Genomic DNA, 21,680 nt, shown 5'->3' with positions numbered 1-21,680 from the left:
TTGCGTGTGAGTGAGTGGATAATAAAAAAACACCTAAAGATTTTGATTAACTTTTCCAGTCTACATAACAAGTTGGAAGTTGGTTAAGCTCATCCCGGAAAAACCGCCATTTGGGCAAGTAGTTGTCCATCAAATTTATAAAATGATTGTTATGAGATCGCTCTATTAGATGAACCATCTCATGAACAACAATATATTCGAGGCATTCAACTGGTTTTTTTGCTAGCTCGAGATTGATTCTAATAGTACCTTTTTGAGGTGAGCAACTTCCCCATTTTGTCTTCATCTTACGAACAATGAATGATGAAACTGAAACATTAAGTTTTTTTTCCCACAAAGGTATGAGTTCGGAAAGTTTTAATTTTAATTGCTGCCTGTACCACCTCTCTAAAATCTCTTGTCTCATTTCTCTGCTTGAGCCGGGGCGAACTTGTAACTCAATCTGAGAATGGTGCAATTTTACTTTCGGAGAAGAATCCAACTCGGTAACTTTTAGTAGATAACTCTTGCCATTATAGTAATGGGTTTCCTTTTCAATATATTCTCTTCGAGTCTCACGTTTTTGTGATTGATATTTATTTTGCTGCTTTCTAATCCACTTTAGTTTAGAAAGTACGTAAGCTTTAATTGCATCAAGAGGCATCTGGTCTGGAGCAGAGACCCGAACATGTCCAATGGGGGGATTTACACTTAAATGAACATTTTTAATATTCTTCTGAACCACTTCAACATCCATATCGTTTATTATCAAATCCGTCATTTAATATTCTTCCTGTTCAAAGATTATTTTGAATATCCTTTCAACTTCATCCTCATCTTGTACTATTTTCCAAATAGCTGTTTTAATTTCATTTTCTTTAGCTATATTGTCACGCCAGCCATCACTTTTACTAACTCTGACAGCAGCATCAATTTGAAGAGCAAGTAACTCATCGTTATCAAGGTTGTTGTATAAGGCTCTTTTAGCGGGAGTATCCATACTTGAAGGAGTATTATCTGCCTGACCTGTTGCTACTTTTCTTGCTAGTTCTGCTATTTCTTCTAAATATTTTTTATAAGCAATGGCCTTTTCACGTCTTAGCTTTATTAACTCATCAAGTAGTTTTGACATTCGTTCAAAATAGGCAGGATCGAGCAGATGTTCCCTTGTAATTATACTACGTACATTATTTTCGATGACTTCTGCAATAGCATCTTTATTTCCCTTAAGCCCTTCAGGAATAGAATCAACCGCTTCATCAATACCTGCTTTGACTATAATATCAATTAAAGGTGTATCGCCAAATGGTGAGATCACAACTGAGTCTTCAGCTTGGATATAACAATCCAAAAGATGGCGCATATCAGCTTCATAAGATTTTAAATCCAGTGTTTCATTACTTGCTCTACGAATCACTTCACGTAGTTTGACATAAAAATCTATGCGCTGTTTTATATGTTGGATTTCATTTTCACTATAACCTGCTTCTTCTAACTGATCGGCAATATTGGCATAAGCTCTAATAAATGAGACCGTTGCCTTATATAAAGCGGATCGGAGCGGTTCGCGAGATTTTAAATCTTCGGGAATTTCAGTATTGCCACAAAAATAATGAATATAATCAAGGTCACTTTTAGGAGGTTTTACATCCTCACACAGCATTTCTAATGACTCTAAAGAGGTATCAAGCTTTTCTCTTCCAACTTTTAGCCGCTCTTTTAATAAGATATCACAGTCTTCTGACTCAAACCCATCGTATTCAAGTTCAGAAGTATATACAGAAATTGCATTTTCAACTTTGGGAAATAAATCCTTATAATCAACAATGTAACCATAATCCTTATCGCTGCCATCTAATCGATTGACTCGACAAATAGCTTGAAATAAACCATGGTCTTGCATCGATTTGTCAATATAAAGATAAGTGCAACTTGGGGCATCAAAACCTGTCAAAAGTTTATCGACAACAATCAATAATTTCATATTGGCAGGTTCATCTTTAAATAATTTCTTTACATCATCTTCATAAGTTTCAGTTTTACTTTTACCCGCTCTTGGCTTAACGTTTTCAAGTAACTTTTCATAAGTATTGAAAATGTACTGTTTATCACTTTCTGTATTAGCACCAGTTTCTTCAGTGGTGATGTCTTTGCTTTGGGGATTATAAGAGGTCACTACGGCACATTTTCCTCTCAATCCGGTATTGGGGTTTTGAAACATTTCATAATATCGACAGGCTTCATAAATGCTGGATGCAACTAGAATGGCATTGCCTCGTTCTGAATTTAAACGACGTTTCACACTAAAATCAAAGACAATATCAGCAACAACTTTTTCCATACGAGGACGACTGCTTAAAACATTTTGCATCGTACTCCATTTCTTTTTAAGGGCAGCCTGCTGAAACTCATTCAAACCTTTTGTTTTAACTCTAAACCAATCATCAACTCGCTGTTGAGAACTCAAACGTTGATCGATATCTCGCGCTTCGTAGATGAGATCCAAGACCACACTATCTTCAACCGCTTCATTAAACTTATAAGTATGAATATATTTTCCAAATACCTCTAATGAAGTGGCTTTATCTTTTTTCAATAAGGGTGTTCCGGTAAAACCGATAAATACAGCATCTGGCATCATTGCTTTCATGACGCGATGTAGTTTACCGCTTTGTGTTCGATGACATTCATCCACAAAAACAAATATCTCACCAACAGCATGGCTAGGTTGAGCCTCTAGTTCTTTAATAAACTTTTCAAAATTATCAACATCACGCTTACCAAACTTATGAATTAATGAACATAACAAGCGCGGGGTTGCTTGCCCTAAGTGTTCCATCAAATCTCGACCACTACTGGTACGATAGATTTTTTCATTAGCGTCGGTAAAAACAGTTTCAATTTGTTTATCTAATTCATCACGATCGGTAATGATGGCGACCCGAGCATGGGGATTATTTTCTAAAATCCATTTTGCCAAAAGCACCATAACAATACTTTTACCACTGCCTTGGGTATGCCAGATGATTCCACCTTCTTTTCGGCGTATATGTTCTTGAGCTGCTTTTATTCCAAAATATTGATGCACTCTAGGTAATTTTTTTACCCCTCCATCAAACAGTACAAAATCATAAATAATTTCAATAAAACGCTTTCTATTACAAATTTTGCCTAAATATTTGTCTAATTTATAACCTTTATTGTCGGCTTCATCTTCTTTCCATTTAAGAAAATACTTGTCTCTGGTTCCAATAGTTCCATATTTCAAACCTTCTGAATCGTTCCCAGCCAAGATAAACTGGACTGTTGAGAAGAAAGAGCCGATAAATTCAGGTTTTTGATTTACCAAAGATTGATGAATACCATCTCCAATAGAAACACGGCTATTTTTGAGCTCAAGTATGGCAAGAGCAATACCATTAACGTATAAGACTACATCAGGGCGCTTTTCTTTATTACCAAATACTGTGACTTCTTCAGCCACATAAAAATCATTATTTTCAGGATGCAGCCAGTCGATTAGGTGAACAGTATCTGTTGGTAAACCAGCCTCAATTTTTACAGGTATGCCATAACGCAATAACTCATAAACATTTTTATTATTGTGATATAAATTATGAGCATGGCTATTAGCAGTTGACAGCAATTTATCGAGTGCTTTATTAATATGATCGATGCTATAGCCTTTTTGTGTTAAATAGCTAGCTAGTAAAGGCACTTCGATATTGCTGTTGTCAGCTTTATCAATCAAATTGCCTAGATAGGTATATCCTAGTTTGTCCCTAAACAAGTTTACGACGCGTTGTTGAGTTGCACGTTCAGGTTTATTTACCGTTTGACTCATATCAATCGTATCCTTCCGGTTAATAGGTTTTGCATCATGCCTTGTTTGATTTGTTTGGCTTTTTTTAACTTTCTTTCCAATCCAGAAATTTCATTATCCATGTCAGATAGAACAAACGCTATACTCTTTTGCTCTTCAAGTGATGGTGGCGATTTAAAAGAAAAATCAACGAAATCTTTCTGATATAAATGATTAATCGTAGAGCCAGCTGTTAATTGATTTAGAAATGTAGAAAAATATTTAGAACATAGAATATAGTAAAAAAACAAAGGCTCAAAAGCTTCTTTTTTGGGCCTAATTACAAAAACCCCGCTATTCAATGTCGCCGGTTTATCAAGAGCATTTATGTATGCTACTTTGCCTATCGTCCCATCCTTGGTAACTAATACATCCTCCTGTTGTAATTGAATACTCTTATCCTGTTTATATCTCTCTTCATCAACGTAGTAACAATTAGCCCAATCAATGTATCCATCTTTGAATTCAGTTCCTGTTACTAAATAATAATTACCATTTGATAAATATTCTGAAGTAGTTAATCCTTGCCAGCCTATTCTGGCTTTTAAAATTGCAACATCTTTGAGTTTGATTTCAAACCAATTATCTTTTGGAGATAATAAGTTATGCAAAGCACCTTGTTTGATTTGGCGTTTTTTGGCGATTAGTTGGGTAAGGGATTGTATCCATGCATCCGCATCGCTTAAGGCTTTGGCTATGGCAGTTTGTTCAGCCAAACTTGGTTTAGGTAACAAAAGTTTTTTTAATTGAGTCAAGCCAATTCTTTTACGCGTGGATCCGGTACTAACTTCCTCTGCTTGCTTTCTAAATGAAGGTGAATTAATAAAGTTGTAATAAAAAAAAGAAGCCTCTGTCCCATCTATAGCTAGCCGGATACCATCTGAACACATCAAATATCGACTATGAATATTTGGTACCAAGCAAGCCCTAGCTACAGGATCACCCATTTTTGATAAAATCAAATCTCCAGGATAAATGTTGCAACTCAATAACTCATTGGCTTTTTCTATTGAAGTATATATAGCATAATCATCCAAAAACTTGCCATCTCCAATATTTTGTAATTGAATAATACGAATGCCAGAATTGGTATAATCCGTTGACTTGAGGTTTGAGCCAAAAGGCCCCCCTGTGAAGCTCCACTTTTTGTTCCTTGAAGCAATATCTTTAATAGCAACAACATCCCAATCTTTCGGAAGTAAGCCCACTTCAGTTTGTTTATACCCTTCATTTAGTTCCATACAAACCCCATCTTTTCCAGATGTTGATTCACCGCTTGCTCTAATTCATTAACTTGCCTATTTAAGTTTGGCAATGTCAATTCATAACGCTCGGCTAACTCTCTGATCCTTTGTGTTAGTAACTGGCTGATACGATCCATTTCAGAGTAGATATCCTTTTCAATAGTTGATAACCATTTATCTACAATAACCAAATCCTTAATTTGCGCTTCAGATAAGTTAGGATAAAAATCTAGCAATAACGCATCCAACTTAGCATCAGCTTCTTTAATAGATTTTTTTAAACTTGATTCTTGTGCTAAAAGTTCCAGATATTGGCTTAAGATATTTTGTTCCTCTTGAGTATCTGCCTCTAATTTCAATTCTTTCAGTTTGGAGGTAACAGTACTTTTATTGATTTTATCTAAATCAGAGAAAGCACCTTCATCAACATTATGCTCTTCTTCCATTTCTGTTTTTTGGGACTGTACTGTTTCCAATGCAGTATTTAACTCATCAATTGCTTGTTGCTGTTTTTGATAATATCGATCGATAACCAAGTTTTTTGGCACTAAATCACAAGTCCATCCTTTATCGACTTTCTTTCCTTTGTTGTTTTTTTCTATAATTCGATAAGTAGGCGCTTTCCAGCCATCTGCAGCTATTAGATAACAATCATCCTGCATAACTTCATACCAATAGTTCATCAAATATTGATACACATTGTATTGGTTGATAAGCGGTTTACCGATATAGGTATTTAGCAATGATTCGCTGATTTGATAGATAAGCTCTTTTGGATGAAAATCTTTTTCTAGTGCCTTCAAAATCTCACTTGTTTTTTTCTTCCAGTCATCAAATACATTGGCCATCTCATCCATGTATTGAGTAAATTCACTATGATGATAGATAGTGTCTTTTATCTCTGCCTTATCAACATTGATCGTATAATATTTATCGCTTCGTGTAGCCTTCTTAAATAGTGTGTTCTTTAAGTTAGGAAAGATTTGCCAGTAGTCTTCTAAAGCATCAATATCTGCTTTGGGTATATCACCTAATAAATGAGCTTCTATATCTTGTAAGTCTTCTGGTTCGCTGCTGTCAATATAGCGTGGGATATTGAGATTAAAGTCATTCTTTTCAATTTCTTTAATTGATACGAATCGGCTGTAACCATCAATTTCAAATTGCTTGATAAATGCATCCACAATTTTATGGATGTCCATTTCTCTTAGACGGTTCTTATTTCCATCTTTAATAAATCCTTTGCCAGCATCTATCATAAAAATGCCTTTACGATCAGCCGATCCTTCTTTATCAATAATGATGATGCATGCAGGAATACCCGTACCATAGAACAAGTTAGCTGGAAGACCTACGATGCCTTTAATTAAACCTTTACGAACCAAAGCCTCTCGTATATCAGCCTCAGCATTACCACGAAATAAAACACCGTGGGGTAAAATACATGCACCTTTACCTCGACTTTTTAAAGAGCGGATAATATGTAAAAGATAAGCATAATCTCCATTTTTTGCTGGTGGGACGCCATCATCAAATCGCTTATAAGGATCATTTTCTGTATCGACTCCACTGCTCCAGCGTTTATCACTAAACGGTGGATTAGCAACCACATAATCAAAAGTTTTTAATCCATCACCATCTTTAAATAGGGGATTAGCCAAGGTATTTTCACGTTTGATTTCTGCGGTAGGATTATCATGAAGAATCATATTCATGCGTGCTAAACCAGCAGTGGTGGCATCCTTTTCTTGACCATAAAGAGATACTTTGGTCGGTGCATGATCAGCTACTTTCAATAACAAAGAACCAGAGCCACAAGTTGGGTCATATACGGTAGTTGCTGCTGAAGTTTGATCTTTATCAATACCTATAATTTTGGCCATTACTCGACTGACTTCTGAAGGCGTATAGAATTGCCCCTTGCTTTTTCCACTTTCGGTTGCAAAATGCCGCATGAGATACTCGTAGGCATCCCCAAGAATATCATCTCCATCAGCTCGGTTTTTACTGAAATTAAGCTCTGGTTTTTCAAAAATGGCGATTAAATTCGTAAGCTTTTCAACCATTTCCTTACCACTGCCTAATTTTTCAGGGTCATTAAAGTTAGGCATACCTGTTAATTTATTGGCATTTTCTAGGGGTGCTATAATTTTCTTATTAATATCATCGCCAATGGTTGGCTTGCCCTTTAATTCAACCATATCCTGAAAGCCTGCTCCTTCGGGAATGATAATTGGCGCATAGGGCTTACCAGCATACTTATCGCTGATGTACTTGATAAATAATAATACCAATACATAATCTTTATATTGGCTAGCATCCATCCCACCTCTAAGCTCATCACAACTTGCCCAAAGTGATGAGTATAATTCTGATTTTTTTATTGCCATTAGGATCATTACCCCTGTAATTTTTTATTTAAATAAGAATTTTTTAAAATCATTCTGATAAGCACTACTAATTTTATCTGCTGTAGATTGAATTATATTAATAATTTTGCTTTTATCTTTACGTGAGTTAGAGTTCAGTAGAGCATTACGCTCCTTTTGAATATTTTCAAATTCAAATGACAATGACTTCATCATTCCTTTGTAATTTAAGTATCGTATTGTTTTCCCAGGTAACATTTGGGTATATTCAGATAAAGTATCTGGTATGCCAAGCATATTGAGATTATCCCTGTCAAAACCAAAGCCAATGAAAATTATCTCTTCAGCCCACTGTATCGCCTCTTTATGTTTAACGATCATTTCATCTCTTTCTGTGGGATTGTTTCTTTCGTCATACATCGTTTTTATGTTGTTGTACTGTTCAAAACTAAAAATAAATCGTTTGAAGTTTTGTATCAGTTTTAGGGAGGTTAAAGGCTGAGATGAAGATTGTTGGGTTGTACCACCTACCCATGAAATTTGAATATTTGGAAGTTTATTACCTTCACTTATATCTATATATTTTCCATAGTGGTCGGAATTAACCAGTGGATACAATTGTCCATAAACATGCTCAATATCCAATTCATTGAGAAAGCAATCTGCTGGGGAATTCGATTTATCATCACTTTTTACAAAGTTCTCAATCTTTCTAAGTCTTGAATGAAGAAAATAATCGAGGCTAACATCGTAATTAAAAGTAATAAATTTAATTTTATTTTCGCTTAACTTTTCGGGCCTATCAGCGCATTCAGAAACCAAGTCATTTAGCAAAAAAGAATACCAATTGTCATCGCTTTGATTAATATTAAATTTCAAAGGATCTTCTCTTTTTAACAGAGAGTACAGGATCATCATTTTACCCGCCCGAGCATATGAGGGGTTGTCCCTTAAAAAGGCATCAATTGATACTGGGTCTAATATTTCTAAGGCATTTTTTAACTCGGCGAATACATCTACTTGGTTTATTTTAATTTTAAAAAAGAACTGGTGAGCATAGTTTGCAGGGTTACTTTTAGATATATAATAAATCCTAAAAAGACCATCACCACTGCACTGTTCATAATGCTTTTGTTCACTTTCATCTGCATATAATGCAATATCTTCAAACCCTTCAATGCACAGACTGAAATCATATAGCACATTATTTTTTTTATCGTTTTCATTCCAATATGGGGGAACTTTTTTTGATTGATATTTAGGTATAAAAATATAATCTTCCATATCTTCAATGATGTTATGAATTAGCTGTTTACCAATAGGATAGTCATAAGGTGCGCTAGCGCCAGCTCCAAGAATGAATAGCGTTTTTGTATTAAACATAATTATCAATCCAATTTATCAAAAGGCTTTATAAGACAAACATTTTCACCTCTCGGATCATCTGTCAAACATAGTAGCCAAGCACCTGCAACATTTAAAACTTCTGACAACAATTTTGTCTCTGCTGGCCCAGGACTCCTTGTTCCCTGCTCCCAATTCCCAATTCTAGCAACGCCTAATCCTGTCCTTTCAGCCAGAACCTTAATCGTCAATCCATTTGCTTTTCTAGCTTGCGTAATCCTACTGCCAATAATTTTTTTTATGTTCATTTAAGTTCATTTGCTATCAATCAGAAATACCCCATTGACTCTAAAAAGTGCTTATTTACAATGGCTTATCAACAACACGTTTCGTGTAATTGATTGATATTAAATGAAGTCATTTGATAGTGCAAGCGTTGTTGGTAATAGTGTTTTTAAAGGATAAAAAGAGAAATGGGATTTTTGTTTGTTAACACCGATGAATTATCCGCGCTAATGGGATTGCCTTATATTCAGCAATCAGCCTATTTGCTGGGGATTCGTCCATATATGGATAGAGAGACATTTCTAGTTGGCGTTAAACGTAAAATCAGCTATCAACAGCTTTCTGAAGCCCTCTATGTTGAACCTCATCAAGGTTATGAACATTCTGGTAGTCCAAGCCGTCAACAATTACGTCGTATCATTTATGCCCTTGAACGTGCTGGTCTTATTGAGATTCAATCTATTGGTAAACAACTCATTTTAAAATGTCTGTTAGCCAATTCGGATTTGTCTGTTCAAAATAAACCCGACACAAACCCGACACATCAACCCAACACAAATCCGAACGATAAAAATAATATTAAATCATTTGGTTACGATAAAGATTACCGAAAACCCAACACAGTGAAAAACACAAAACCCGACATACCTCATAACTCAGAAGATATGTATGTGTGTGTGCGCCAACAATTTCAAAAATTTTGGTCTCTTTATCCACAGAAGCTGGATGAAACCAGGGCGTATCAGGAGTTTTTTAAATTACGTCCTGATGACAATTTATTTTCTCAAATCCTTGATGCTCTTCAAGAACAAATTCAAAACCGTCAAGAAATGGAACTCGCTGGTGAGTGGGTTCCCAAGTGGAAATTTCCCGCTAACTGGATAGCGCAACAATGTTGGAACGATGCACTACTACCCTTAAGAACTCAGGAGCAAACTCATGCAAGCAATCAAACAGGTTCTCGTAGAAAATCAGCAGCAGATATCCTCGCTGAATCCTGCAAAGACGCAAGCTTCAGCTTCGAATTTGAAGACGACCCCATCCCAGAAGTCGCAAGTAACGTCATCCAATTCGGGGCAACCACCAGTAAGCGATAAACGAATTGATACCCTTTTTGCACGCTTTAATGCCATATACGGTTACCTATGGCTCTCTGCATATAACAATCCAAAAGTTTTGGAAATTGCAAGACTTGAATGGTCAGATAGTCTTCAAGAATTCGACAATCAAGTGCTGAAATTTGCTTTGGAAAAAACCAAGAAAACTGAACATTATCCTCCTTCTCTGCCACTTTTCTATGAATGTTGCTTGACGATCAAAAAGAGCATCCAGGCTCGCCAAGAAGCATTAAAAAAGAAAAAAGAAGTACATATACGCACCGATCCCAAAGTCGTTCAATTCCATATCAACCAAATGAAAGAAAGCCTCTTTAAAGAGGCTAAGGAGGAAAAATCATGCTGACTTTAATCCGCCGAATAGGTGAGGAAATTTACATTGATAAAGGACGAATCAAAGTGCTTTTAATCTCAGAGAACGAAGGACTTATCAAACTTGGTATAGAAGCCCCAAAGCACATAGATGTTGAGAGGAAGGAGGTCTTTATCCGAAAAGCCGTTGCACAACATGCTCTAGCACAGGCTCTAAGAAATAATTGTTCAGAACAGTCAGGAGGAAAAAATGCCTAGAAAAGCCATACTATGCAGCCTCATTTTATGTGGATTGCAAGTTCATGCAGCCAATATCACACAAGTAAGCCGCTATGCCACAGTCAACAATCAACCATTAGCTGCCCAAATTAATCCATTAAAAACGGTTCAGCAGATTCATTTTCCTGTAGTAATTCAAACCATAGGAGAAGCCGTAAATTACTGGTTACGTTATTCGGGCTATCACCTTGCACCCAAGGAAAAACAAAGCGAAAGCCTGCAACAAGTATTTCAACAACCATTACCACAAGTCAGTAGAAATCTTGGTCCTTTAACGATTGAGCATGGCCTGACTGTATTAGTCGGAAAACAGCTATTCAATCTTAAACAAAACGATTTGTTAAGAGAGGTCAATTTTAGCCTGATTGCAAGGAGAGTAGGGTGAGAAAGTATCTGGATTTTAAATGGGTTAGCCTACTTGCTTTAAATGTTTTATTAATTGTTTGTGTGTGCGTAAACAAACAATCGACCACAAATCATAATGAGCTAAACACATTTAGCAAGCAACTCACATCAATTCAAACCCAATTAAAACAGCCTGTAGAACAACTTGATTTATCGCCAATAACCCAAAACCTCAAACAATTAAACACATTCATTCAGCAACTACAAAATAAGGACGATCATCAATTAGGTGAGCTATTCACTACAGAACAAGTTGCAATAAAAAAACAACTTGAAGGCATTACTGATTTATTACGCCATTTGGATGAGGCAAAACAACCTGTGAGAATGCTCCCGGCAAGCCAACTGCCATTTAAGGTATTGAGCATAGATAGTATTCAGGAGGTTCCTGTTGCATCTATAGCCTACCACTACAAAACGCAAGCAATAGAAAAAGGAGATACTTTAGCGGGCTGGATGGTCTTTGAAATAAACTATGCCAAGCAAACTATAGAATTTGAAAATACCGATAAAGCTCATGCACTGGTTCACTTAAAACAACAAGAGGTGAACCATGGTTAAGCTGTTTACTCTGACTATAGGACTACTTCTAGGGCAGCAGGCCGTAGCTGGTTTCTACATTCCTGGAATTGTCACCCCGCCCATTCAACAGACTAATAATGCATTGGCTAGAGCTGGTGTGTCAGAGTTTCATGATGAAATTATTGAACAAAAAGAATTTCAACTGAATGACAATCAAAGAGTAGAAGCCAAAAATTGGGGTTTGAGTGAAACAGAAGAAAAACGCTATCTGCAATTAATGCAAAACAGAAGCGGTATGTACTACAAAAATCTGCATATGACACCCGTTGATATCCTTGGTCTTAATGCCAGAGATGATAATGAGCGGGAACATTTTGCAAAACTTGCAGCACACCAGGAAGCCCAAAAGGTGGCGCAAAACATAGCTTGGAACAATGCCTTTTACAAAGCCTATAACGAACTGTTTAAAGATGTACCCGTAGTTGGTGATTTCGATCCATCTCCCTATTCACCCTATGCCCATCAACCTATTCAATTAAAAGCAGGTGAAACACTCTATTTCTTTATAAGGCCTGATGATGCGGTCACCACCATTGTATTGCTATTGATTGATGCGATTAATCAAACACCAAACACAAAGCTCAACTTGCTTTTTCTTGATATGGAAAACAATGCCATACAACTGTGGGCAAACAGACATCAAATCCCTATTCAAATGGTAACGAGCCAGCAAATTACGCTAAATCCTGGCAACCAACAGTTTGAAGGTTTACCACTACCCCAGAAACAAACCCCATTATTGTTAGTCGCCAATGGCAAAGGCTCGCAAGTCGTCGATTTAGGGAGATTTTAATGATTAGGATTTTGCTCTTACTGTTGGTCGCTTTGAATGTTCATAGTATGAATGAGATCCCTTTAACCTTGTCACAAAGTGATGCGTCATTAAAATTAAATTTATCTAGCCCAATAGGCATACCCGCCAAGAGTAAAGCAACCACAGGCAAAATCAGCCGCAAAACATTGGATACCAATCTGTTAAATATGGCCTTGTTTGTTATAGGTGCAGATAAAGAGTCCATTCAATGGTTAGAACAACATCAAGAACAATTAAAATCCATACAAGCCACAGGACTCATCACCAATGTGAATGACTTTGAAACCATTGTGGCTCTACAAGAAAAATTCAAATTACCCTTATTACCCGTCAATGTTGATCCGCTGCTTGATTACATCCATGAACAACATTACCCCTTAATTATTGCTGAGGGGGCTGTATGGCAGTAAAGCAATACTCCAGAAAACTGACCATGCAATTGACTATAGTGCTCTTTTTAGGTTGGTTAGCAATAATCATTTGGGCGATAAGCCAATGGCTACTGCATGGCTATCCCTATGCCTTTGAAAAAGTGAATGTCCTTATAAACACCCAAAGAGAAGCAATTACTCCTGTATATCAAGGTTCACTTCTGGCATCTCTTCCTTTAAATCCTGAACCAAGATGGGCATTAACAACCATACCCTACTTAAACAAATTGGCCGTTAATGATCTTATCAAAGACTTAATTGAAAAATCACAAAAATTCTTACAGTTGATTTTATTAAGTAGCCAATGTCTATTAATCAAACTCATTATTTTGTTTGCTGCCGTACCATTATTTTCTCTCACCATGATTGCAGGTCTGGTTGATGGTCTAAACCAAAGAGCAATACGCACTGCTTGTTTAGGTCGTGAATCCTCTTATGTCTTCCACAGGCTTAATCATTATTTAAAAAGAGGACTTGTGATTTTACTCATGCTCTGGCTTGCCCTACCTGTCAGCATCACCCCTGCTTATGTCTTTGTGCCTGTCAGTTTATTGATGGGTTTAATGGTAGCCATGACGGCAAGTCGCTTTAAGAAGTACTTATAGGGAGAAAACATGAAACGAATACTATGCCTGATCTTAATGATAATAAGCCTGCAATGCTCAGCGAATAACCCCGATTTGAATGAAACGTTGGTACGGATCATTAATCAAATTAACGCCATTATGCCACTTCTTGATGAAGCGCAAGCACAAATAACACCCAATGCCCGTATTCAATTACAGATTGAAGGCTTTGAAGATATGAAAGGCCAACACCATGCAGGGCTAAGAGAGGATTTGCTAAATATTCGCAATGGTCTGATTGATTACATCAACACACCCATCATTGCACCTCGCAAAATCAAGTCTCTGGAAATGGACTTTGTGAGGAAACCCTAATGAGTAAAGACGAAATCGCCAGAATGTTTGCCACTACCTTTAAACAAGCAAGCAATAACATCTCGGCTCATGTCTTTTCCAGCTGTATCCGCTTTATTGCCATAGCCTTGGTAATTCTCGCGGTGATGTGGTCCGTCAACCACATGATGGGCGCTGAGGAAAAACAACAACAGGGTTACTTGCTGCGCCTTGGTTCTCGACTTATCAGGCTCGTAATTGGCTTGATGCTCTTCATTTTAGTGTTATTTGTTAAGGAGACAATATGAAAACAAAGCTTCGCTCAATCTATCTTGGTGTAGTAAGTCTATTTTATGCACCAATATTACTCGCTGATGTCTGGTTCCCTAAAATTTCTGATGCTGACAACATCGGCGATGGATCAAAAAGCATGATGTCGGTGACTGGTAACTACGTCAAACAAGGTCTGGGTTTATTGCTGTTCATCACTGCGGTCGTGACCTTTATTAAATTCATTACCACAGTACAACACGGTATTGAAGAATCAAAAAAGAACGAAGGTTCAATGGTGGCCTTCGGTACTTTTGCTGTAATGGGTATCACCTATTTAGCCATTAGCATTGCATCAGGCTATGTGGGTTACACCATGATTACCAAGTTCAAAATATAGGAGGTGAAGCTTATGAGTCAGCCTTCTTCGCGTCATCTATCACACGACTACCCTGCCTGGAAAGGTTTGAGTTTGCGTGAACTGTTTTGGATTGTCATCACCACGACACCAGTAACTACTGTCTTTTTTGTCCTTTTGGGATACATGGCAGGGTTTCCACTGGCTTCTGGCTGTATTGGGTTTGTAGTTGGATTCATTCTGTCTATTACCATATGGCCTAAAGGTATTGCCCGTATTAAGGAGGGCAAGCCTTATGGTTATGTGATGAAGAAAACAATCAATTGGATGGTGCGATTAAGGCTCAAACAATCTCCCTGGATTCATTACCAGGCACGTTGGCAAAAAAATAAGTCTGTAGGAGCACCTCATGTTTGAATACTGGAGAAAAATCGACAGCCTTCATCACCATAACCGCTTATTGCTGGCTTTTGTCGGTGTTTTATCGATCATTGTCATTGCTTTAGTCATCACCTTGATGACCATACCCAAACGTTATGAATTTTGGCTTAGTCCCAATATGTCTGCTAATGGTGGTTTAATGAAAGCCAGTGAAATTCCTAATGAATACGTTCAAGGTTTTGTCACTTCACTGATGCCTACTCTTTACAGCTGGTCAAATCAAGGCAAGGAAGAATTTAATCGCAACATCAAGGCATTTCATTATTACTTCACACCGCGTCATGAACAATTAATGCGTGGCACCCTGGCCGCATATAAAAACGCCCAGCTCTTTGATCGTACACAAATTGCAAGTCTTTATCGTTTTATGGAACCGCAAGACATTCAAAAAATTGGTCCTGATACCTGGGAGGTCAAGATGGTACTACGCATTACTCAGAGATTGAAAGATAACAGTGCCATGGTCATTGCCGACAAGGTAGTTGCCTATAGTCTTCGCGTAGTCAAACTCAATCTTTCTCGATTGCACAATCCATTTCAATTAGCACTGGATGGCTACACCCATCCTGAAGAACGATTACAGGATTTACTGCTCGATACGGAGGAACACCATGAAAAGAATTAAAATCATTTTTCTCATTATAGGACTGAGTGTTATGAACTTAAGTTATGCCTTACAGAGTGAACATCTGGTTTGGGAAAAAGTGCCTTTGAATATTGAATTGCCAATTAATCAAGAGCGGCTGATTCAATTTCCTCAAGCAATCAAGATTATTGATCAGCAATTAAATCCTAACATTGATGTTTTAAAAGTGAAAAGTAGTCTTTATCTGAAGGCAAAGGATTCCTTTAAGGACAATCGTCTGATTGTTCAGCTTTTACCAGAAGGTGAAGTCATCATTCTCAATCTCAAAGCAGATTCTCAAATGACGAACACCACACCCATAGAAATACTCCTTGATGATCCCAAAACAAATCATCACTCTGCCTCAAGTCAATATGAATACAATGCCATCCAATTGACTCGATTTGCGATTCAAGCCTTGTACTCTCCAGAACGTGTCCGTGAAATCCCTGAAGGCATTTATCGTACGCCAATGCAAACCCATAAAACGATTCCACTGTTTTATGGAGCCAGCATTGAAGCCCATCCTCTTGCTTCATGGCAAGGAAGTAATCTCTATATCACTGCAATTGATCTTAAAAATATGCTGAACAAGCCGCTTCACTTGCAATTTTCAAACCTAATGGGACATTGGCAAACCGCTAGTTTTTATCCCAGAAACATATTGCCTGCACGTAATCAACATGAAAGTACCACGGTGTTCCTAGTTTCAGATCAACCCTTTACCGCAGCTCTAATGCAACAAGGGAGATTCAATCGATGAATAAAAATAATGGCATTAAAATTTTGGCTGGTTCCGTAGTGGTTGTGGTACTTCTTATTCTCATTAACAGCCGCCAAACTATTCCTATCAATGACGCTATATCTAATCCCAACAACTTTGGTGAGGCCATTGCCAGCCAATTCAACGATAACATTAGAGATGTTTCTGCTCGTTTATTAGAAACAGAAAAAAAATTGGAGCAAATGCATCAAGAAAATAAATCACTACAAAAACAATTAAAACAACCTAAGACAGAATCCAGCCATGGATTACGCGATGAATTAATGTCACTTAAAGAGCAAATTACTTCACTGACACAAAATCAATCCCAAGCCTACCCTATGGAAGAAAATACACCCAAGATATCTGGCCAAATCAAAGATCTGGATACATTGCTCGATAAAATCCCACCTGAAAACAAATTGTCAGATACCAGTGAGTCTTCTGCAAAAGAGGAAGGACCAAATAAAACCCCATTTTATACCATTCCAGCAGGCAGTGATTTTAGTAAAGTGACTCTATTATCCGCCCTAATTGGTGAAGTCCCAGTTGAAGGAAAATTGATGCAACCGTTATTTCCTTTCAATGCCATAGTCAGTCGTGGCGATTTAATGACTGCCAATGGAATGCAACTACCTGACGAAATTACTGGAATGAAAATCAGTGGTTATGCCATAGGTGTTGGTTCCTTTTTGGATAACATCAGTTGTGTACGAGCCTATGTTACTTCAGCCTTATTTGTCTTTGATGATGGTCACTTTGTCAGCGTAGGTCAGGAACAAATGAAAAGTTCAGCTGAACTCGTTAACAATGACAGCATAGGCTATCTCACCAATCAATACGGTAATCCGTGCATTAAAGGTCAATACATCACCAATGCCCCAAGAGTTCTAACTTCATTAATGATTGCTGGTGGAATCCAGGGCGCAGGGACCGCTTTATCCAAATGGCAAATGAGCTATCAAGCTGAAGGTGGTGAAGCCATTGCCACACCTACTGGAGAAATCACTCATTTTGCAGCTGGTGGAGCCATCAGTGAGGGCAGTCAAAAAGTAACCGAATGGCTTGAGAAAAGAATTCAAGGCAGTTTCGATATGGTTTTTGTTCCTGCCAGCATTAAAGCCAACTCAGGATTTATTCCAAACCAACTCAGTCTTCATTTCAGTCAAACCATTGCCATTGATAAAGAACACCAAGGGAGAGTATTAGATTATGGTTACCATCAACAAAAAAACTTTGATAATGCTTTGCGCTAGTCTGGCATTAAGTGCCTGTTCGACAGCAAAAATGACTCAGAACCCTATTCCTGATCAGGGTTTAACGGTTAGTCAGCTTTATCAACAAAGCATGCAACAAACTATCCAGAGGCCAATATCACATCAGGTAAAACTGGAAACATCTGGCGAAGAGTTTAAGCAACTTCCCAATCCAGAAGTGCCGATTCATGTATTTGCCCATGTAGCGCAACTTGGAGATGAGCAAATAATCAAACCTGCCTACACAACGCGCTTTTTTCTTTATAAACAAAACCAGTATGCCCTGGCATCAGAACTGTATTAGTGAGAACGCATGAAGTTATTATTAAAACCTGTTAGCGATTGGTTATTGGGTGAAACCAACCCTCAAGCCATCAAGGAAAAAGAAGTTAAAAAGAGTTATGCAAATCCATTACCTTCTTTTGCAGACAAACTTGCTGTTGTTGATTTCAATGAACAAGAACAAGTTTTTTTATTTGCTGATGGTAAAAGTTTGGGTTCAGGATTTGAGTTGGGTGATATACCCGCTGAGGCAGCAGCTCCAGAATATCTGCAAGCAGTATTTGATAAAATACGTGAGACCTTTGCTTCTGTAGTTCCATTACATCCCATTGATCCCTGGGTTATGCAAATGTTTGTTCAAGATGAATATTGCCTTGAGTTTGTCCTTGACCACATTAAAAAACAAATACCTGAGAATCTCCTCAACAGCTCGTTGACCAAAGACTATTTAAAGCGACTTGGGGATTTATACAAAAAAATGACCCGCCCAGAGGGATTATTCCTTGATCCTAAAACAGGCTCTCCTTATCGTGGTCGTAGACGTCGTATTCGTGTACTTTTTTATCGCAAGCGCACTCAATGTAATCTATCTCGTGAATTGGTATTACAAGAACATCAAGAAGTAATAAGCCAAATTGAAAGCAAATTGCGTTCACCAGGAATTGAGTTAAAACGCCTCTCAGGTAAGGATTATTATCAATGGTGGGTCAGATGGTTTAATCCTAAATCTGCAGATCAAATATTAACTCAATACCCCTACCCTGAACTGATTCCTGCAGGATTTAATTTATCACAAAATGTTTTATTTACCCCACCTGAAAGCGACGACCAAGGATTTATTTTTGAAGGAGTAAAACAAAAAATTTTGTATGTCGATGGACTAAAAGAGACTCCAATCATTGGTCTGGTATCCCGTGAACGACGACAAGCTAATCCCAAGCATCGCTATGCTTTACTCGATACATTGCCTTCAGGAAGCATTTATACCATTCAAGTTGTATTCAGCCATGATGCAACACTTGATGCACACTTAACCCGACTGGAAAAAGGGATTGTTGGTACCAGTTTAAAGCCCCAGGAAGTAAGAGATGACATTAAAACTGCTCGCAATGAATTAAGTACTGGCAATCGCCTTTATTGGGTCAATCAAGCGGTGTTTTATCAGGCCAAAAATGAACAAGATGCATACAATATAGAAAAGCAGCTGCACATTATATTTAGCGAAGCAAAAATGCCGCTGATTCACTCAAGTTATGATATTCATCCGCTAAATTCCTATCTCAACATGCTGCCTTTTAATTTTGATCCGCATTATGCGCGCAAATACTTATGTTTTGACCGCTTAATGTATGCCTCTGAATTGGCTGCTTTACTACCAGTCTATGGCCGCAATCAAGGAGCAAGGCATCTTCCCTGCTTTTCATTTTTCAATCGGTTAGGAGAGCCTGTTTTCTTTGATTTACTGCATCATGACTTTATCAGCCAAAATTCCCATTGTGCTATTTTTGCCAACTCTGGTGGAGGCAAATCAGTGCTCATTGGATGGATGATTCAATCTCTATTAGCTATGAAAAACGCGCGTGTAGTACTGTTTGAAATGGGTAACTCCTTTGATCGCATGTTAATGCATTGCCAAAAACATGGTTTGCAAGCCAGACAATTACTATTATCAAACCAGAAAGATAAAGCAATACCGCTCAATCCATTTTGTGATGCTTACAAAGCCCTTCCTGAAATCAGCGAGCAATCTGAAAACATCGCTTTAGCGCTACAAAAACTTAAAGCAGAGCAATGCTTGCCCGCATCAGAGGAAGAATTAGACTGTCAAAATGAATCACGATCTTATTTGGCTGAGCTGGCACTGGCTTTGCGAACGATGATCACTGAAGCAAACGTTCGTGAAGAAGAAAACTTTACTTTAGCAGATGAAACTTTGCTCATTGAAATTTTGAGTGACGCTATATATGACTCAGCACAAAAAAATATTCCACAAATGCTCACTGAACATGTATTAAGCGCTTTTGAGCGACGTATTACTTCAGAAACAATCCCCCGTAAAAAGGAGCGATTGCATGATATGGCTGATCGGTTGAGAAGTTATGTCATTAATACAGCCAAGGCACGTTTTTTTAATGTTGCTACTGAACCATTAGATGACTTCGATATTTTTCATATTGATATCTCCGCCATTAAAGATGATCGAGGTAAATTGGCGTTGGTTATGGTCTCGCTGCTACCAAGAATTCTGGCTATGGCAGAACAGACTCAGAATGAAATTCGCCCCATGTTTCTCATCATTGACGAAGCCCATTTGCAATTTGAGATTGATGTCATTGTTTCTTATGCCACGCTGATTGCCAAAGTGGCTCGTAAATTAGGACTTTGGCTCATTCCTTTAACGCAAAATATTGCGGACATGAGTTCTGCTAAAGCAACCAAAATTCTTTCACTGATCGAAACCTGGATTGCACTGGGTTTGGATGAAAATGAGCTCACCAACATTAAAAAATTCAAAACGCTTACCCCACAACAAGAAGCGCTTATTCGCGATATCGACTCACAAAAAGGTTTGTACTCAGAAGCAGTCCTCCTTGGTTCTCGTTATCAGGGATTATTTCGTGTCATTCCACCACGCTATCTGTTGGCTTTATTAATGACTGAAAAAAATGAAAAAGCCGCGCGCAATGAATTGGAGAAAGAACATGATGTACTTGCTGCTGCTGAAATCATGGCTAAAAAATTGGAGCAACCCAAAGTGGCTTCTAATAATCGGGCTTATTTTTATGACTAATATCTTATATGCAAAAGAAAGCACAAGCCCACCTAGTCCTGTGAATACATTCACCATTGCTGCTCGAGTGTTGCAAAAGATTTTTCACAACAGCCACTATAAAGTTATTGGATCTTGCACCTGGTCCGTAGGTTATTTACCACCTAAATTAGTTGTAACACCTGCTGTTGAGCAATTCTTACCTGATTTAGTGATCACAGTCAGCAATAAGCCAGAAGAAAATCCCTGGATTGAAGCCAGAACACTATATGAAAATTCAGCCAGCAGATCTCTGTATCAAAAGGCTTATAAAGCCGCAACTGGATTTGAACTTGGGTTTGGCAATGACACTGGCCAAACTACAGATCTACATATCAATGATGAACGAACTCGCATAGTTGATGTCATAGGTAGCCCAGCTGGATTTTACCGCTTACCTTATCTTTCCCATAAAGCCGAGACAGGATTTGGCATCCCTTATTATCTTGCAGAAGCTGATGCTGTGATGGACCGGACAGAAGCAGCAGAAATTTTATATATGGCTACTCATCCTCACCTACTTATCAACCATGATATTGGTACAGTCACTCAACATTGGGGTTCAGAAATTCCAAGATTGATGCGTGTTACCCAGCCGTATAACTTTAGAGCTTCTGTTGTTGCAGCCATGCATGCTGTCGATATTGTCACGAATAAAAATTCTTTGCATGTGACCAAATCAACTAGCAATTCTTGTGGAAAAAACTGTGCCGTCGCTAATGTAATTTATGACCCTAAGAACACTAAAGTGATTTGGCAAGAAGTGTATCCGCTAAATCGCACCATCCATCCTGGTGATGCCAATGATTTCGGCACAAAAGATGAAAAGGCAGGTAATGGAAATTATGTCTTTGTCCTGTGGCGAAAATACCGAGGCTGCATCCAAAAAAAGGGCAAACTTGTGAATCTTTTAACCTTCCCCAAAGTGGGAAAAACTAAAAAACGATAAGGCTATT

24 protein-coding genes are annotated in these 21,680 nt (G+C 37.9%); 18 read left to right on the top strand and 6 right to left on the bottom strand.

The window, feature by feature from the left end; translation table 11 throughout:
* Nucleotides 1–46 precede the first annotated feature (46 nt).
* The 6 genes from DYH34_RS03595 to DYH34_RS03570 are packed head-to-tail and all read right to left on the bottom strand — an operon-like array spanning nt 47 to nt 9,106.
* The gene (locus DYH34_RS03595) at nt 47–760 is read right to left on the bottom strand and encodes a M48 family metallopeptidase (RefSeq protein WP_058463378.1); all 714 of its coding nucleotides are present in this window, start codon (nt 758–760) and stop codon (nt 47–49) included.
* Nucleotides 761–3,823 carry a type I restriction endonuclease subunit R gene (locus DYH34_RS03590; RefSeq protein WP_058463379.1) on the bottom strand — a complete coding sequence of 1,021 codons (3,063 nt, stop codon included), beginning with the start codon at nt 3,821–3,823 and terminating at the stop codon, nt 761–763.
* Nucleotides 3,820–5,082: a restriction endonuclease subunit S gene (locus DYH34_RS03585; RefSeq protein ID WP_058463380.1), complete on the bottom strand. Its 1,263-nt coding sequence runs from the start codon at nt 5,080–5,082 to the stop codon at nt 3,820–3,822. The genes DYH34_RS03590 and DYH34_RS03585 overlap by 4 nt, the downstream gene beginning before the upstream one ends.
* On the bottom strand, nt 5,073–7,475 hold the full coding sequence (locus tag DYH34_RS03580) for a type I restriction-modification system subunit M (RefSeq protein ID WP_058463381.1): 2,403 nt from the start codon (nt 7,473–7,475) through the stop codon (nt 5,073–5,075). Before DYH34_RS03580 ends, DYH34_RS03585 begins: the two co-directional genes overlap by 10 nt.
* A 24-nt stretch (nt 7,476–7,499) precedes the next feature.
* Nucleotides 7,500–8,837 (bottom strand): hypothetical protein, encoded by a 1,338-nt coding sequence (locus DYH34_RS03575; protein WP_058463382.1) that lies wholly within the window; start codon nt 8,835–8,837, stop codon nt 7,500–7,502.
* A gap of 5 nt (nt 8,838–8,842) precedes the next feature.
* Nucleotides 8,843–9,106: a helix-turn-helix domain-containing protein gene (locus DYH34_RS03570; RefSeq protein WP_058463383.1), complete on the bottom strand. Its 264-nt coding sequence runs from the start codon at nt 9,104–9,106 to the stop codon at nt 8,843–8,845.
* A gap of 165 nt (nt 9,107–9,271) precedes the next feature.
* On the opposite strand from DYH34_RS03570, the gene DYH34_RS03565 reads away from it, so the two are divergent.
* From DYH34_RS03565 to DYH34_RS03480, 18 genes are read left to right on the top strand one after another with little or no spacing between them, the layout of a single operon-like run.
* Complete coding sequence (locus DYH34_RS03565) at nt 9,272–10,180, top strand: hypothetical protein (protein WP_058463384.1); 909 nt, start codon at nt 9,272–9,274, stop codon at nt 10,178–10,180.
* Complete coding sequence (locus DYH34_RS03560; RefSeq protein ID WP_242606199.1) at nt 10,065–10,544, top strand: hypothetical protein; 480 nt, start codon at nt 10,065–10,067, stop codon at nt 10,542–10,544. Before DYH34_RS03565 ends, DYH34_RS03560 begins: the two co-directional genes overlap by 116 nt.
* Complete coding sequence (locus DYH34_RS03555; protein WP_058463385.1) at nt 10,538–10,768, top strand: carbon storage regulator; 231 nt, start codon at nt 10,538–10,540, stop codon at nt 10,766–10,768. Before DYH34_RS03560 ends, DYH34_RS03555 begins: the two co-directional genes overlap by 7 nt.
* Nucleotides 10,761–11,174, top strand: coding sequence for a PFGI-1 class ICE element type IV pilus protein PilL2 (gene pilL2 / locus DYH34_RS03550; protein ID WP_058463386.1), 414 nt, complete (start codon nt 10,761–10,763; stop codon nt 11,172–11,174). The genes DYH34_RS03555 and pilL2 overlap by 8 nt, the downstream gene beginning before the upstream one ends.
* The gene (locus DYH34_RS03545) at nt 11,171–11,755 is read left to right on the top strand and encodes a hypothetical protein (RefSeq protein ID WP_058463387.1); all 585 of its coding nucleotides are present in this window, start codon (nt 11,171–11,173) and stop codon (nt 11,753–11,755) included. Before pilL2 ends, DYH34_RS03545 begins: the two co-directional genes overlap by 4 nt.
* A complete protein-coding gene (locus tag DYH34_RS03540) occupies nt 11,748–12,569 on the top strand; it encodes a TIGR03759 family integrating conjugative element protein (protein WP_058463388.1) in 822 nt (273 codons plus the stop codon). Before DYH34_RS03545 ends, DYH34_RS03540 begins: the two co-directional genes overlap by 8 nt.
* Nucleotides 12,569–13,000, top strand: coding sequence for an integrating conjugative element protein (locus DYH34_RS03535; protein WP_058463389.1), 432 nt, complete (start codon nt 12,569–12,571; stop codon nt 12,998–13,000). Before DYH34_RS03540 ends, DYH34_RS03535 begins: the two co-directional genes overlap by 1 nt.
* Entirely contained in the window at nt 12,991–13,626 is a 636-nt protein-coding gene (locus DYH34_RS03530; RefSeq protein WP_058463390.1) for a TIGR03747 family integrating conjugative element membrane protein, read from the top strand. The genes DYH34_RS03535 and DYH34_RS03530 overlap by 10 nt, the downstream gene beginning before the upstream one ends.
* Nucleotides 13,627–13,635: 9 nt before the next feature.
* A complete protein-coding gene (locus tag DYH34_RS03525) occupies nt 13,636–13,962 on the top strand; it encodes an RAQPRD family integrative conjugative element protein (protein WP_058463391.1) in 327 nt (108 codons plus the stop codon).
* Nucleotides 13,962–14,228, top strand: coding sequence for a hypothetical protein (locus tag DYH34_RS03520; RefSeq protein ID WP_058463392.1), 267 nt, complete (start codon nt 13,962–13,964; stop codon nt 14,226–14,228). Before DYH34_RS03525 ends, DYH34_RS03520 begins: the two co-directional genes overlap by 1 nt.
* Nucleotides 14,225–14,590: a hypothetical protein gene (locus tag DYH34_RS03515; protein WP_058463393.1), complete on the top strand. Its 366-nt coding sequence runs from the start codon at nt 14,225–14,227 to the stop codon at nt 14,588–14,590. The genes DYH34_RS03520 and DYH34_RS03515 overlap by 4 nt, the downstream gene beginning before the upstream one ends.
* A gap of 12 nt (nt 14,591–14,602) precedes the next feature.
* Complete coding sequence (locus DYH34_RS03510) at nt 14,603–14,965, top strand: TIGR03750 family conjugal transfer protein (protein ID WP_058463394.1); 363 nt, start codon at nt 14,603–14,605, stop codon at nt 14,963–14,965.
* A complete protein-coding gene (locus DYH34_RS03505; RefSeq protein ID WP_058463395.1) occupies nt 14,958–15,614 on the top strand; it encodes a DUF2895 family protein in 657 nt (218 codons plus the stop codon). Before DYH34_RS03510 ends, DYH34_RS03505 begins: the two co-directional genes overlap by 8 nt.
* The gene (locus DYH34_RS03500) at nt 15,601–16,377 is read left to right on the top strand and encodes a TIGR03749 family integrating conjugative element protein (protein ID WP_058463396.1); all 777 of its coding nucleotides are present in this window, start codon (nt 15,601–15,603) and stop codon (nt 16,375–16,377) included. The genes DYH34_RS03505 and DYH34_RS03500 overlap by 14 nt, the downstream gene beginning before the upstream one ends.
* Entirely contained in the window at nt 16,374–17,633 is a 1,260-nt protein-coding gene (locus tag DYH34_RS03495; RefSeq protein ID WP_058463397.1) for a TIGR03752 family integrating conjugative element protein, read from the top strand. The genes DYH34_RS03500 and DYH34_RS03495 overlap by 4 nt, the downstream gene beginning before the upstream one ends.
* On the top strand, nt 17,590–17,937 hold the full coding sequence (locus DYH34_RS03490; RefSeq protein ID WP_058463398.1) for a TIGR03751 family conjugal transfer lipoprotein: 348 nt from the start codon (nt 17,590–17,592) through the stop codon (nt 17,935–17,937). Before DYH34_RS03495 ends, DYH34_RS03490 begins: the two co-directional genes overlap by 44 nt.
* A gap of 9 nt (nt 17,938–17,946) precedes the next feature.
* Nucleotides 17,947–20,706, top strand: a complete 2,760-nt coding sequence (locus DYH34_RS03485) for a conjugative transfer ATPase (RefSeq protein ID WP_058463399.1) — start codon at nt 17,947–17,949, stop codon at nt 20,704–20,706.
* Nucleotides 20,699–21,673 carry a TIGR03756 family integrating conjugative element protein gene (locus tag DYH34_RS03480; RefSeq protein ID WP_058463400.1) on the top strand — a complete coding sequence of 325 codons (975 nt, stop codon included), beginning with the start codon at nt 20,699–20,701 and terminating at the stop codon, nt 21,671–21,673. The genes DYH34_RS03485 and DYH34_RS03480 overlap by 8 nt, the downstream gene beginning before the upstream one ends.
* The last annotated feature ends 7 nt before the right edge of the window (nt 21,674–21,680 follow it).

This window comes from Legionella cincinnatiensis (assembly GCF_900452415.1).
Classification (GTDB): Bacteria; Pseudomonadota; Gammaproteobacteria; order Legionellales; family Legionellaceae; genus Legionella; species Legionella cincinnatiensis.
The sequence above is the reverse complement of the archived record's forward strand: the minus strand, read 5'-3'. Positions and strand labels throughout refer to the sequence as shown.

Bases quoted from the DNA above. Each gene is read 5' to 3' on its own strand.
- DYH34_RS03480 (WP_058463400.1), top strand. From the start codon at position 20,699: ATGACTAATATCTTATATGCAAAAGAAAGCACAAGCCCACCTAGTCCT.
- DYH34_RS03575 (WP_058463382.1), bottom strand. From the start codon at position 8,837: ATGTTTAATACAAAAACGCTATTCATTCTTGGAGCTGGCGCTAGCGCA.
- DYH34_RS03530 (WP_058463390.1), top strand. From the start codon at position 12,991: ATGGCAGTAAAGCAATACTCCAGAAAACTGACCATGCAATTGACTATA.
- DYH34_RS03490 (WP_058463398.1), top strand. From the start codon at position 17,590: ATGGTTACCATCAACAAAAAAACTTTGATAATGCTTTGCGCTAGTCTG.
- DYH34_RS03555 (WP_058463385.1), top strand. From the start codon at position 10,538: ATGCTGACTTTAATCCGCCGAATAGGTGAGGAAATTTACATTGATAAA.
- DYH34_RS03565 (WP_058463384.1), top strand. From the start codon at position 9,272: ATGGGATTTTTGTTTGTTAACACCGATGAATTATCCGCGCTAATGGGA.
- DYH34_RS03535 (WP_058463389.1), top strand. From the start codon at position 12,569: ATGATTAGGATTTTGCTCTTACTGTTGGTCGCTTTGAATGTTCATAGT.
- pilL2 (WP_058463386.1), top strand. From the start codon at position 10,761: ATGCCTAGAAAAGCCATACTATGCAGCCTCATTTTATGTGGATTGCAA.
- DYH34_RS03505 (WP_058463395.1), top strand. From the start codon at position 14,958: ATGTTTGAATACTGGAGAAAAATCGACAGCCTTCATCACCATAACCGC.
- DYH34_RS03580 (WP_058463381.1), bottom strand. From the start codon at position 7,475: ATGGCAATAAAAAAATCAGAATTATACTCATCACTTTGGGCAAGTTGT.
- DYH34_RS03520 (WP_058463392.1), top strand. From the start codon at position 13,962: ATGAGTAAAGACGAAATCGCCAGAATGTTTGCCACTACCTTTAAACAA.
- DYH34_RS03525 (WP_058463391.1), top strand. From the start codon at position 13,636: ATGAAACGAATACTATGCCTGATCTTAATGATAATAAGCCTGCAATGC.
- DYH34_RS03570 (WP_058463383.1), bottom strand. From the start codon at position 9,106: ATGAACATAAAAAAAATTATTGGCAGTAGGATTACGCAAGCTAGAAAA.
- DYH34_RS03485 (WP_058463399.1), top strand. From the start codon at position 17,947: ATGAAGTTATTATTAAAACCTGTTAGCGATTGGTTATTGGGTGAAACC.
- DYH34_RS03510 (WP_058463394.1), top strand. From the start codon at position 14,603: ATGAGTCAGCCTTCTTCGCGTCATCTATCACACGACTACCCTGCCTGG.
- DYH34_RS03590 (WP_058463379.1), bottom strand. From the start codon at position 3,823: ATGAGTCAAACGGTAAATAAACCTGAACGTGCAACTCAACAACGCGTC.
- DYH34_RS03495 (WP_058463397.1), top strand. From the start codon at position 16,374: ATGAATAAAAATAATGGCATTAAAATTTTGGCTGGTTCCGTAGTGGTT.
- DYH34_RS03515 (WP_058463393.1), top strand. From the start codon at position 14,225: ATGAAAACAAAGCTTCGCTCAATCTATCTTGGTGTAGTAAGTCTATTT.
- DYH34_RS03595 (WP_058463378.1), bottom strand. From the start codon at position 760: ATGACGGATTTGATAATAAACGATATGGATGTTGAAGTGGTTCAGAAG.
- DYH34_RS03540 (WP_058463388.1), top strand. From the start codon at position 11,748: ATGGTTAAGCTGTTTACTCTGACTATAGGACTACTTCTAGGGCAGCAG.
- DYH34_RS03500 (WP_058463396.1), top strand. From the start codon at position 15,601: ATGAAAAGAATTAAAATCATTTTTCTCATTATAGGACTGAGTGTTATG.
- DYH34_RS03585 (WP_058463380.1), bottom strand. From the start codon at position 5,082: ATGGAACTAAATGAAGGGTATAAACAAACTGAAGTGGGCTTACTTCCG.